A 12,260-nucleotide genomic window follows, 5' to 3' on the forward strand; every position below is an offset into this window, starting at 1 on the left:
GCGACAGCCGAGCAGCGCATGCTCGCTGGCGGCGTCGACCCCGACACCGTCGCGGGGGGGGGGGGGGGGGCCCCCCCCCCCCCCCCCCCCCCGGCGGGGGGGGGGGGGGGGCCCCCCCCCCCCCCCCCACTCGTGTCGAAAGGTTCTACTGAATGACGCAGGTACTCAGTCGCCGGGCGCTCAATCGCGCCACCCTCGATCGGCAGTTGCTGTTGCGCCGCTCCGAGTTGTCCGTCGTCGACGCGGTGCGGCACCTGGTCGGGCTGCAAGCCCAGACCCCCCACAGCTGGTACGTCGGATTGTGGTCACGGCTGGCCGGATTCGTCCCCGAACAAGCCGCCGAGCTGCTCACCGACCGCGAGCTGGTTCGCATTGCCTTGATGCGCTCGACGATTCACCTGGTCACCCCGGACGACGCCGGTGCGCTGCGTCCACTGATCCAACCTGTCCTGGATCGTGATCTCTACCGCAACCACACGCACGGCAAGCCCATCGAGGGCATCGACATGGCGAAACTGATGGCCGACGGTGTCGAGCTGCTCGCCCCGGAACCGTTGACCAACAAGCAACTCGGCACATTGCTCGGTAGGCGATGGCCGGACCGCGCGCCCGCCTCGCTGGTCTACGCCATCCGCAACCAGGTGCCCCTGGTACAGGTGCCGCCACGCGGCGTCTGGGGCCGCAGCGGGCCGATCGCGCACACCACCGCCGACGCGTGGATCGGCACCGACCACACCATTGTCCCTTCGCTCGAGCGCATGATCCTGCGCTACCTGGCCGCCTTCGGCCCCGCCAGTGTGAAAGACATGCAGATGTGGTCCGGCCTCACCCGACTGCGCGAGATTGTCGACCGGATACGGCCGAACTTGAAGACTTTTCAGGATCAACACGGCCAGCAGCTGTTCGATCTACCCGATGCGGTGCTCCAGGACTCCGACACTCCGGCACCGCCGAGGTTTCTGTACGACTTCGACAACGTCTTGCTCTCCCACGCGGACCGCACCCGTGTGATCACCGAGGAGCACGGCGAGCAGGGGTACCGCACCCAGCGCCCCGTTCCGCAGATCCTGCTGGTCGACGGATTCACCGCAGGCGACTGGACGATCAACCGGGACAACGGATCCGCGACGATCACCATCCGCCCCTATAGCCGGCCGTTCAGCACACACGATGCGGCCGCCGTCACCGAAGAGGCGCACGCGTTGCTGACATTCACCGACCCTGACATCGAGACCCGCAACGTCGTCCTCGACGGTCCCCGTCCGTGATCGGGCGGTTGCGCGCGAGATGGCATCCGGTCCATCGCTATCCGGATCTGTGGTCGACGAAGGCGTTGTCGGTGAGAACGGGAACGGTGCTATCGGCATCCCGTTCGATCGCGATGGCCACATCATCGGCGAAACCCATCGCGGCGAGTTCGCGGCCCGACGCACAGTCGGTGATCAGGGCGCCGACATCGGATGTTCCAACGAATACGGTTGCCGCCGTGCGTGCTTCGGGCGACGGCGTAGTCAGGCCGCGCTCGATCAGCGCGGCGGCGAGCGCACCGGCACCGAGCCAGTCCTCGAGCGCCGGACGCACAGTATCGGTGCCCGGCCAGTGCTCGCCCGCCGGGACGATCACGATCGGCTGATCGGGACTACCCCACTGCTGAGCCACGAGCCAGTCGGCGACCGCGCTGACATTGCGCAGACAAGCGGCGACGACCGGGGTCCCCGCGACGGTGGCGGCGATGGTGGAGCCGTTGGGTGAGGGCAGTACCAGCCGCGGCGTGAACGGTGCACGCCGGATCGCCGCCGGAGACAACGACCACGGACCGGTCTCCCGCCGTCCGACGGCGAGTTCGGCGGAGTTCTCCTCGGCAAACGCCCGCGCCGAATCATCGCGCCATCGATACGGGAACACCGTGGTGCCCGCGGCGGTAGCCACCGACACCGACGTCGTGAACGACAACACATCGATCACCACGAGGCACCCAGCGCCGGGCCCGAGTACCTCTGCCCCGACCAGCCCCCACTCCACCCGAATTCCGAACCCGTCCTGCCGTGCCCACTGCGGTGCCGATCGCACGCTGACCTCCCGATAGCCGAATCTGGAAGTGCACCACGGATATCGACGGCACGCCACCGCTGGTCTCCTGGCCGAGGTGTTCAGCGGAGATAGGACGGAGTGAGGTCGAGCATGGAGGGTGGGCGGAGGCGGCGGAGGGTGCCGTCGATGCTGGTGATGTAGAGGGACCAGGCGCCGGTGGTGGGGTCGGGGGCCAGGCGGGCTGAGGTGGGGCCGATGGGGGGTGGGCCGGGGAGTGGGCCTCGCGGGGTGGTCCAGCCGGTGGCGAGGGTGCACCAGGCGCCCGTTGCCGGGTCTACCTGGTAGACGCTGCCGGAGTAGTCGCCGGTGACGAAGGTGAGCCCGGCGGCGGTCACGTCGAGGTCGTCGAGTGCGGGGAAGAGGCCGTCGTTCACGGTGGCGATGGGGGTGGGGCGGTCGGGGGCGTCGAGCGGGACCCGCAGGAGTTGGGAGGTGAGGACGTCCTCGGTGATGACCGACCGGTGGTCGGGGGCGAGCGCGAGGCCGTTGGGGCGGGGAACGGGGGACCAGGCGAGGGTGAATTCGCCGGTGCTGGGGCGGTAGCGGCTGATGCCGACCGGAGGCCAGGGGACGGAGAGTTGGGAGATGAGCAGGTCGCCGTCGGGGAGCAGGAGCAATCCGTTGGGCTGCACCAGGTTCGGAAGCAGGACGGTGACTTCGCCGGTGCCGATGTCGAGTCGGCTCAGGGTGCCGCCGCCGTTCGGTGTGGTGCCGTCGCCGGTGATGAAGTAGAGGTCCTCGCCGATCAGTCGCAGCCCGGCGGGGTTATCCAGGCCGGTGCGGACGGTGGTGACCTGCCCGTCGGCGGCAACATGCAGGAGCTCGCCGCGCACGATGCCGCTCACGTAGAAGCCGCCGCGGCCGTCGTATTCGAGATTTTCCAAGCCGCCGAGATCGGCCGCCAGCACCTCGGCGTACCAACCGTCGGCGCACGACGGCGCACCGGCCTGTGCGGTACCCATCGGGCCGATCCCGAGGGCGGCGGCGACCGTGATTGCTGCTGCGAGACAACGGGTCCGCCGCCGACGGGTGGTGAGTTCATTCGATCGACCGCGCATGGTCGAAGCCTACTGCTCGACCGAGCAGGTGGCCGTTCAGTCGGTTACGGTGCGCAAGGCAGCGAGCAGATCGGAGGCATCGGCAGCGATCGCCGCGCGCTCCTCGGCGGTCAGTTCGACGGTGTCGAGTTCGGATTTCCAGTGCGCGAGCCGGTCGGTGTCCTCGGCGACGACGGCGAGCTCGGCGAGGGCAGCGTAGGCGCGGGCCCGGTCGAGCGCGGTCGCGGTGGCGCCGAAGCGGTGCAAGCCGGCTTCCATGGCGCGCGTCGCCGCGCGGTCGTCGTTCTTGAAATCGCGCAGGATGCGGGCATTGTCGAGAACCCGGGCCAGGCCTTGCAGCTCGCGCGAGCCGCCGTAGTCGAGTTCCATCGGCTCGTCGCGCTGGATCACCAGGACCGTGTTGCCGACCGGGTCGACCAGGGAGAACCGGGATTGACCAGGGCGGAACCTGGTGATCCGCGGACAACCCTTGCTCGGAATCTTGCCGTAATGGGCGCGCAATGCGGCGGTGTACTCGGCATGGCGCGCGGCCACGTCATCGACCATTACCAGCGCGCCCGCATGCTCCACCGGCAGCTCGATGCCCGGCGGAGCGGGTGCGAAATGCAGGGCGCAGCCGTGTTGTTCGATCGCGCCGTACACATAGGGGCGGGTTTGCTCGTGGGTCACGGTGTAGCCGAGCGCCCGGTAGAACTCGAGGGTGCTCGGCAGGTCGCCGCTCCACAGCAGGGGCACCGCGGTATCGGTCATCGTCGGCCTTTCGCCAGAGAGTCGATTCGCCTGCGAGGTTACGAAGAATTTCGCGAAAGCGCCCATGCCCTTTTCGGTCACCCGCGCCTTCTCCGAAGGCCATGTGCGGCTGCGGACCGGCTCGCGTCCGCGACCCTTAAGCTGTGGGCATGACGAACCGCCTCGGCGAACTGGCGACCGCGAACTACGTACTACTCACCACCTTCCGCAAGGACGGCACTCCCGTGGGAACGCCGCTCTGGGCGGTGGCTCGCGAGGACAAACTGCTTGTCTGGACGGTCACCGACAGCTGGAAGGTCAAGCGGGTCCGGCGCAACCCCGAGGTGACGGTGCAACCCTGCAATGTGCGCGGGGACGCGCACGGTGCCATCGTGACCGGCACCGCCCGGCTGCTCGACGCCGCCGAGACCGACGAGCTCCGGTCGGCGATCCGCCGGAAATACTGGCTGACCGGCCCGCTCGTGATCCTCGGCAGCAACCTGCGCCGGGGCAAGGCGGGCACGATCGGCATCGAGATCACTCCCGCCTGACTTGCGCTGATCCCATAGGTAGAACCGCCGGTATCGGATACTGTGGTTGCTCGGCAGCATTTGGCGAAGGGATCCACATGTCCGACAAACGCAACCGAGCCGTCATCGTCGCGGGAGCACGGACCCCGTTCGTGCGCGCGTTCACCGACTTCACTCGCCTCGACAGCATCGCCCTGGCCGGCGCGGCCGTCCGCGGGCTGATCGAGCGGACTCAGATCGCGCCCGGTGAGATCCAGTCCATCGTCTGGGGTGGGGTGGTCCTGCCGAGTCATGCGCCGAATATCGCGCGGGAGATCGCCCTCGACCTGAACCTGGACTTCGGTTGTGAGGGGTACACGGTCACCCGCGCGTGCGCGTCCGGTTTGCAGGCGGTGACCTCGGCAGCCGCGGCGATCGAACGCGGCGAGTACGACATCATGATCGCCGGTGGTAGCGATTCCACCAGTAACGCCGAGATCAAACTGCCGCAGAAGGTCGTGCACGCGGTCGCGCCGGTGGCACTCGGCAAGCCCACGCCGATGGACTACCTCGATGTGGTCCGACAGCTCGCGCCGTTCACCGACATCCTGCCGCGCCAGCCCAAGATCTCCGAGCGCACCACCGGCGAGGTGATGGGCGAGTCCGCGGAGAAGATGGCCCGCATCAACGGGATCTCCCGCGCTGATCAGGATGCTTTCGCCGCCCGCTCGCACCAGCGTGCCGCGGCCGCGATCGCCTCGGGACGATTCGATGACGAGGTCGTGCCGGTCACCACACCGTCGGGCACGCTGATCGAGACCGACGGCCTCGTCCGCGCGAACACGAGCATCGAGAAACTCGCCACCCTGAAACCGGTGTTCGAGAAGAACGGCACGGTCACCGCGGGCAACGCGAGCCCGCTCACCGACGGTGCGTCGGCGGTTCTGCTGATGAGCGAGGAGAAGGCGCGCGCCCTCGGGTTCACCCCGCAGGCCGCCTTCCGCTCATGGAGCTTCGTCAGCGTCGACCCCGCCGATCAGGTACTCATCGGCCCCGCGATCTCGATGCCGCGCGCCCTCGACAAGGCGGGCATGACCCTGGCCGACATCGACCTCGTCGACATCCACGAAGCCTTTGCCGCCCAGACTCTTTCGGTGCTGCGCATGCTGGAGAGCGCCGAGTGGGCCAAGGCTCGCCTCGACCGCGACGAGCCGGTCGGCACCGTGGATATCGACAAGCTGAACGTGCACGGCGGCTCGATCTCCCTGGGCCACCCTTTCGGCGCGACCGGTGCCCGAATGGTTACCACCATGGCCAACGAGTTGGTGCGCACCGGGAAAGAGACTGCGCTGCTGGGGATTTGCGCGGCCGGCGGGATCGGCGCGTCGGCGGTGCTCGAACGCGTCTAGCGGAGGTCAGGCGGGCGCACCGGGGCGGGGACGGTGCGCCCGGACGTCCACGGGACGTCCGTCGGGGTCGCCTGCGGTCATCGTCCACTGCGTGGGCAGGGTTTCGATCGGGCCGACCGGGAGGCCCGCCTCCACGAGGCGATCGCGAACCTCGCGCAGTTGTTCCAGCGTCCTCAGACGCAAACCCCATCCCGCGCGGCCGAGTGGATCGCGATCGGTGAGCGGCGCGGTCGTGGTCTCCACGAGCATCAGGTGGTCGGCGCCGCCGACATCGATGACGGCGATCCGCGGATCGGCCGGGGTAGCAGCCCGCTCGAAAGCCAGTGTCGCGCCGAGATATTCGGTGTAGTACCGCACGAGCCTGTCGAGATCGGCGGTGGTGAGCGTCAGATGATTGATTCCGAGGAGGTCAGGCATGGTCGTTCCAGACTAGCGGCGTAGCGCGGCGGAATATCGGCTCAGCGCGGCGGCGGCATCGAGCATGGCGAGGCCCTGGGCGGTGAGGGTGGCTTGCCAGTCGGTGAGTGCGGCCGCCAGCGCTTCGGTGCTGCCGGCGGCGCGGATCTGGCCGATGACGGCGGCGATGTGGTCGAGGCGGTAGTGGCCTCGGCGCAGGATGTGGGCCAGTTCGGCGTCGCGGAGGTCGGTGGGGCCGTAGTGGCGGTAGCCGGTGGCGGGGTCGCGGGTGGGCGTGAGGATGCCTGCTGCTTCCCAGGCTCGCACGGTGGCGGGGGTGACTCGGAGGTGGTGGGCGAGTTCGCCGATCGTTCTGGTGTTCTCGGAAAGTTCTGTGCGAGAGCTCGATTCGTCGATGAGGTGATCTACCGCTCGGCGGACCGAGGTGAGGGTCTCGCGGTCTCGGAGGAGTTGGCTGTGCCCGCGGTCGACGATCGTGAGGGCCTTGTCGAGGTCGTTCTCGTGGAGTGCGCGCATGATGCTGCCCGCAGTCGCGTGGCCGTAGGCGGTGATCAGGGTGAGGAAGGTGCGCAGCGCGCTCGCGTGCAGGTCGGTGTAGATCCGGTAGCCGGTGGGGGAGCGCTCGGCCGGAGGGAGGTAACCGTCCTGCTCGTAGTTGCGGATCGCCTGGGTCGAGAGGCCGTGCTCGCGGGCCAGGTCGGATGGTCTCAGGTTTCTCACTGGTTTGAGACTTTACGGGAGGAATGACAGAAGAATCCAGGTCATGTCTCCACCGTTGTTTCAACGATACGATTGATACACATGACTCAGAGAATGAGCGACTTCGTCCCTTCCTCCTGTGAACTGCTGGCGCTGGGGGAGCCCGCCCACCGCGAATCCGGTTTCGCGCTGCTCCGCAACGAGCTGTTCGCCCAGTTGGCCGAGCACGGATTCCGCTCGATCGCCCTGGAATCCGATCGTGTCGCCGCCCTCGCCGTGAACGACTACGTGCGCGGCGGGCCGGGCAGCCTCGACGACGTGCTGCGGTCAGGCTTGTCGCACGGCTTCGGCGAGATGGCGGCCAACCGTGAACTGGTCGCCTGGCTCCGCACGTACAACGCGGAGCGGCCCGCCGCCGAGCACATCACCTTCCACGGTTTCGACGCCGCCATGGAAACCATGAGCGCCCCCAGCCCGCGCCGCTACCTCGAATTCGCCCGCGACTACCTGGAGCTCGACCTCGACATCACCGACCTCGTCGGTGAGGACGAGCGATGGAGCCGCACCGAGGCGATCATGGATCCGGCCGAATCCCCGGGCGCCACCGTCGAGGCGGATCGGTTGCGGGTGCTGGCCGACGACCTACTCGTCACCATGTACTCCCGGGCGCCGGAACGGATCGCGGTCACCTCGTACGCCGAATGGCGCAGGGCCGCAATCCATCTCATAGCGGCACTGGGGCTGCTGCGCTATCACAGGCAGGCCGCGCAGCCGCTGGACGCGTCGGCACGCTGGTCTCGGCTCTCGGCCACCCGCGACGCCCTCATGGCCCAGAACCTCCTGGATATCCGCACCGACGAAGCCCGCCGCGGGCCGACCGTGGTCTTCGCGCACAATCTGCATCTGCGCCGCACCCCGAGCAGCATGCGAATGGGCCCGATGGATCTGACCTGGGCTGGTGCGGGGGAGATCGTCGGCGCACTCCTGGGTGACCGGTACGCGGTGGTGCTCGGCAGCCTCGGCCGCAGTGACATCCTCGCCCTCGGTGACCCCGCGCCGGGTACCTACGAACGCGCGCTGCAGGACGGCATCGAGACCTGGGGACTCACCCCCGCATCCGCCGTCGCGGTCGCCGGAACCCGCACCGATACGACTCCGGCGCAGGGCTACTTTCCGCTCGATGCCGACACCGTCGCCGGCGCCGACGCCATTCTGCACCTGAGCGTGGGCGAGCCGTCGTCCGACAACGGCTACGAGCGGTACCTCGATCACGCGCGCCGCGAGGCCGCTCACGCCATGGCAGCCCGGTCGTAGTGAGCGCGCGCCGCGCCGGTGTCGGTCAGATCGCGGTGTCGCGCACCAATTCCTCCAGGTAGGAGGCGACACCGTCGTCGTCGTTGGTCGGGAGCACCCGGTCGGCGAGCGTGATGACCTCGGGTACCGCGTTGGCCGGAACCAGCGCGGTACCCGCCCACGTCAGCATGGCCACATCGTTGAGCGCGTCGCCCGCGGCCGCCACCTCCGACCGGTCGATGCCGTCGAGCGCGCACAATCGGGCCAGGGCGCTGGCCTTCGACACGCCTTCGGCGGCCATCTCCATATACGCGGCACCGGAGTGGGTCAGCTCCACTCCGGTGATCCCGACCGCCACCGCCGTCCGGTACAGCTGCGCGCCGGGTAGCTCGGGATGACGGGCCACGATCTTCACCATCGCTTCGAGGCCGGTCGGCAAGGTCTCCGACAACTCCATGTCGTGCGGGTGCCGGTGATGATCGGTGAACTTGCACAGGGCGGCGTAGGCGGGCTCGGCGACGAACCGGGTCGCGCCGACGTTGGCGAAGACGACACCGGGAATCAGGTCGCGGATCTGCGCCATCACCGCGCCCGCCGCGCCGGTATCGATCGAGACGGTGTCGATGATCTCCGGTGTGCCGTCGGCGAGGTCGAGCAGCACAGCACCGTTGGCGCACACCGCCTTACCGCGGAAACCGCACGACTGCGCCAACTCGTGCACCGAATGGCGCGCACGCGCCGTCGCCCACACCACCTCGATGCCCGCCGCTTGCGCACCGGCCATGGCCTCGGCGGTGCGCGGTGAGACGGTGCGATCGGAACGCAGCAGTGTGCCGTCGAGGTCGGTGGCGAACATCCGGATACGAGTCACCCGGTCATGCTTTCACGCGCCGCGCCGCCGACCAGGACGGGTCGGGTCGGGCGTCGAGACGGGTTGGACCTTTCTCCGCCTTCGTGCCGGCAAGGCGCGAAGGCCGCCGATCGTTGCGTGCCGGTACCCGCTAGGTCGCTTGGCTCACCGAGGACATGTGAAAGTCGGGGATGCGCAGTGGTGGCATCGCGGTTCGGGTGAACCAGTCCTTCCATTCCCGGGGCAGGGTGATCTCGGTGGCACCCGCTTCCGAAACTCTGCGCAGCAGGTCGAGGGGACTCTCGTTGAAGCGGAAATTGTTGACCGCGCCGGTCACCTGACCGTCCTCGACGAGGTAGACACCGTCGCGGGTGAGGCCGGTGAGGAGCAGGGTGGCGGGGTCGACCTCGCGGATATACCAGAGGCACGTGAGGAGCAGGCCACGCTCGGTGCGGGCGATCATGTCGTCCAGCGACGCGTCGCCGCCACCGGTGAGCAGCAGATTCTCACCGGGAATCGTTGCGGGGGCGGAGAATTCGGCTGCGGTCGCGCGCGGATAGACCAGCGATTCGATGACGCCTTCGCCGATCCAGTCGACACGCTGGGCGGACAGACCGTTATCGAACACCGACAGCGATTCCGACGACGACGGAGTCGCCACGAACGGCCGGTATTCGAGACCGCCGGCAGTCGGGTCGGAGTACAGGGTGAGCGGAATGTCGCTGAGCCGCTCACCGATTCGCGTGCCACCGGCGCGGGAGAACGCGGTGTGGCCCTCGTGCGCGCCACGGCCCTCCATGCTCCACGCCAGATAGATCATCAGATCGGCGACCGACGACGGCGGCAACAGGGTCTCGTAGCGGCCGGCGGGCAGTTCGATGCGGCGCTTGGACCAGTCCAGGCGCCGCGACAGCTCGGTGAGCAGGCCCGGGGTGTCGACGTCGGTGAAATCGGCGGTGCCGACACCCACCCACGCGCTCGCCAGATCCTTGCCCTCGCCGCGCTTGCCGTTGACCTCCACCGAACCGGTGGGCTGACTGAACCGGCGCCGGACACCGGTCGAGGTGCCCAGCCAGGTGGTGTGCACCTGATGGTGGGCGAAACCGTAGAGGCGGTCGCTGCCGTCGAATCCGGTGGACAGGTCGCGCGCCAACCCGGCGAACACCTCGATCTCGGTGGCGCCGGGCGCCTGATCCCAGGTGGCGGTGTCGTCGTCGGTGGGTTCGAGCAACGGCATCGCGTCGCGGGCCGGGGCGGCCGTGCGAGCTGCCTCCTCACTGGCACGCACCACGGCTTCGATCTCGGTGGGATCGACGCTGGTGGAGCTGATGGAGCCGACCCGCGCGGTGTTCGGGCCGTCCCGGAACACCGAGATCACCGCCCACTCCCGTGAAATCGACGAGCCGTTGGTGGTCATCGAGTTGCCGGCCCACCGCAGCGACGCCTCGTGCGCATCGGTGACGATCACGATCGCCTCGTCAGCTTTCGACGCCGCCAGCGCACGCTCGACCACCGCGCCCGCCGGGAACAGACCCTCGTTCACTGACCGCCCTCCGTCCGGGTATTGAGAATGTTGACCCCGCGCACCAGCACCGACGGGCAGCCGTGGCTCACCGCCGCCACCTGACCGGGTTGTGCCTTACCGCAGTTGAACGCGCCACCGAGCTGCCAGGTGCTCGGTCCGCCGACCGCTTCCATCGACCCCCAGAAATCGGTGGTCGTCGCCTGGTAGGCGACATCGCGCAGTTGCCCGGCCAGCTCGCCGTCGCGAATGCGAAAGAATCGTTGGCCGGTGAACTGGAAGTTGTAGCGCTGCATGTCGATCGACCAGCTCTTGTCGCCCATGATGTAGATGCCGTCCTGCACCCGGGAGATGAGTTCCGCGGTGCTGGTGTCATGGTCGGGATCGGGCTGCAACGACACGTTCGCCATCCGCTGGATCGGAACATGGTGCGGCGAATCGGCATACGAGCAACCGTTGGAGCGGTCGAGGCCAAGCCGTGGGGCGAACACACGGTCGAGCTGGTAGCCGACCAGGACGCCGTCGCGCACCAGATCCCACTGCTGGCCGGCCACGCCCTCGTCGTCGTAGCCGACGGTGCTCAAGCCGTTGACCTGGGTGCGGTCGCCGGTGACGTGCATGATCGGCGTGCCGTAGCGCAGCGTGCCGAGCTGATCGGGAGTAGCGAACGAGGTACCCGCATAGGCGGATTCGTAGCCGATCGCGCGGTCGTATTCGGTGGCATGGCCGATGGATTCGTGGATCGTCAGCCACAGGTTCGTCGGGTCGATCACCAGATCGGTCGGGCCCGCGACGACGCTGGGCGCCTTCACCTTCTCGGCCAGCCAGGCGGGGATCCGGGCGAGTTCGCCGGTCCAGTCCCACGTTCCGTCGGCACCGGTGACGTACTCCCAGCCACGGCCCGCGGGCGCGGCGAGGGTGCGCATCGTCTCGAACACCCCCGAGGCGGAATCGACGGTGACAGCCTCCAACTGGGGGTGCAGGCGCACTCGCTGCTGGGTGATCGACGAACCCGCGGTGTCGGCGTAGAACGTCTGCTCCTTGACCTGCAAGACCGAGGCGGTGACATGGTCGACACCGTCGGCCGCGGACAAGCGCTCCGAATAGTCCTGCAGCAGCGCCACTTTGTCGGCCGTCGGCACCGTGAACGGGTCGAGGTCGTAGGCCGAGACCCACGAGACATCGTCATAGCGTGGCTCGTCGGCCAACTCGACTCGTTCCCGATTCAGCGCACGCAGCGCCCTTGCCACGGTCACCGCCCGGCGCGCGACCTCGGCGGCGATCTCGGGTGTGAGCGCGGCATGCGAGGCGAAACCCCAGGTGCCGTCCACGATCACGCGCACCGCCAGCCCCAGTTCGGTGGCGTCGGTGACCGCTTCGACGCGACCGTCGCGTAAGCGGATCGACTGGGTGACCAACCGTTGCACGCGCAGATCGGCATGCTCGGCGCCGGCCGCGCGCGCCGCCGACAGCGCGGCCTCGGCCAGGGTGCCGAGCCCGAGCGCGCGGAATTCCTCGTCCACATCTCTGGAAGTCGTGGTACTCACCGGGCCTACGCTAACCGGTGCCACCGACACATGTGCGCCGCAACCACATCCGGCTACGTCATGTCGGTCGATACATCCGCTGCTTGCCTGCATGTCGTGCAAGGACGCTCCGTGCGATTGTGTGCGAAAAGCCGCG

The 12,260-nt window shown here is 68.4% G+C and carries 12 protein-coding genes; 4 read left to right on the forward strand and 8 right to left on the reverse strand.

Annotated elements, in window-relative coordinates; all coding sequences use genetic code 11:
• The first annotated feature begins 152 nt into the window (after nucleotides 1-152).
• Nucleotides 153-1,268: a winged helix DNA-binding domain-containing protein gene (locus ACFXKN_RS25240; protein ID WP_378951894.1), complete on the forward strand. Its 1,116-nt coding sequence runs from the start codon at nucleotides 153-155 to the stop codon at nucleotides 1,266-1,268.
• Nucleotides 1,269-1,305: 37 nt separating this feature from the next.
• Here the strand turns inward: ACFXKN_RS25240 and ACFXKN_RS25245 are convergent, their stop codons facing one another.
• The 3 genes from ACFXKN_RS25245 to ACFXKN_RS25255 all read right to left on the reverse strand — a co-directional run bounded on the left by ACFXKN_RS25245 (nucleotide 1,306) and on the right by ACFXKN_RS25255 (nucleotide 3,899).
• The gene (locus ACFXKN_RS25245; protein WP_378951891.1) at nucleotides 1,306-2,070 is read right to left on the reverse strand and encodes a 2-phosphosulfolactate phosphatase; all 765 of its coding nucleotides are present in this window, start codon (nucleotides 2,068-2,070) and stop codon (nucleotides 1,306-1,308) included.
• Nucleotides 2,071-2,150: 80 nt separating this feature from the next.
• Nucleotides 2,151-3,149, reverse strand: a complete 999-nt coding sequence (locus ACFXKN_RS25250) for a hypothetical protein (protein WP_378951888.1) — start codon at nucleotides 3,147-3,149, stop codon at nucleotides 2,151-2,153.
• Between the two features lie 36 nt (nucleotides 3,150-3,185).
• Complete coding sequence (locus ACFXKN_RS25255; protein ID WP_378951885.1) at nucleotides 3,186-3,899, reverse strand: glyoxalase; 714 nt, start codon at nucleotides 3,897-3,899, stop codon at nucleotides 3,186-3,188.
• Nucleotides 3,900-4,048: 149 nt separating this feature from the next.
• On the opposite strand from ACFXKN_RS25255, the gene ACFXKN_RS25260 reads away from it, so the two are divergent.
• Nucleotides 4,049-4,429 (forward strand): PPOX class F420-dependent oxidoreductase, encoded by a 381-nt coding sequence (locus ACFXKN_RS25260; protein ID WP_378951882.1) that lies wholly within the window; start codon nucleotides 4,049-4,051, stop codon nucleotides 4,427-4,429.
• Between the two features lie 77 nt (nucleotides 4,430-4,506).
• Nucleotides 4,507-5,796, forward strand: coding sequence for an acetyl-CoA C-acyltransferase (locus tag ACFXKN_RS25265; protein ID WP_379433977.1), 1,290 nt, complete (start codon nucleotides 4,507-4,509; stop codon nucleotides 5,794-5,796).
• A gap of 6 nt (nucleotides 5,797-5,802) precedes the next feature.
• Here ACFXKN_RS25265 and ACFXKN_RS25270 read toward each other — a convergent pair whose 3' ends face one another.
• Nucleotides 5,803-6,213, reverse strand: a complete 411-nt coding sequence (locus tag ACFXKN_RS25270) for a VOC family protein (protein ID WP_379433978.1) — start codon at nucleotides 6,211-6,213, stop codon at nucleotides 5,803-5,805.
• A 12-nt stretch (nucleotides 6,214-6,225) separates the two neighbouring features.
• A complete protein-coding gene (locus tag ACFXKN_RS25275; RefSeq protein ID WP_378951873.1) occupies nucleotides 6,226-6,933 on the reverse strand; it encodes a MerR family DNA-binding transcriptional regulator in 708 nt (235 codons plus the stop codon).
• Nucleotides 6,934-7,014: 81 nt separating this feature from the next.
• Here ACFXKN_RS25275 and ACFXKN_RS25280 point away from each other — a divergent pair, with 81 nt between their 5' ends.
• Complete coding sequence (locus ACFXKN_RS25280; RefSeq protein ID WP_379433979.1) at nucleotides 7,015-8,226, forward strand: erythromycin esterase family protein; 1,212 nt, start codon at nucleotides 7,015-7,017, stop codon at nucleotides 8,224-8,226.
• A 25-nt stretch (nucleotides 8,227-8,251) separates the two neighbouring features.
• On the opposite strand, the gene ACFXKN_RS25285 is transcribed toward ACFXKN_RS25280, so the two are convergent.
• From ACFXKN_RS25285 to ACFXKN_RS25295, 3 genes are all read right to left on the reverse strand, one after another.
• On the reverse strand, nucleotides 8,252-9,076 hold the full coding sequence (locus tag ACFXKN_RS25285) for an HAD family hydrolase (protein ID WP_379433980.1): 825 nt from the start codon (nucleotides 9,074-9,076) through the stop codon (nucleotides 8,252-8,254).
• Nucleotides 9,077-9,206: 130 nt separating this feature from the next.
• Nucleotides 9,207-10,586, reverse strand: coding sequence for a metallopeptidase TldD-related protein (locus ACFXKN_RS25290; RefSeq protein ID WP_378952051.1), 1,380 nt, complete (start codon nucleotides 10,584-10,586; stop codon nucleotides 9,207-9,209).
• Between the two features lie 8 nt (nucleotides 10,587-10,594).
• Complete coding sequence (locus ACFXKN_RS25295; protein WP_379433981.1) at nucleotides 10,595-12,124, reverse strand: TldD/PmbA family protein; 1,530 nt, start codon at nucleotides 12,122-12,124, stop codon at nucleotides 10,595-10,597.
• Nucleotides 12,125-12,260: the final 136 nt, after the last annotated feature.

The sequence above is a fragment of the Nocardia sp. NPDC059195 genome (assembly GCF_042754695.1).
Taxonomy (GTDB): Bacteria; Actinomycetota; Actinomycetes; order Mycobacteriales; family Mycobacteriaceae; genus Nocardia.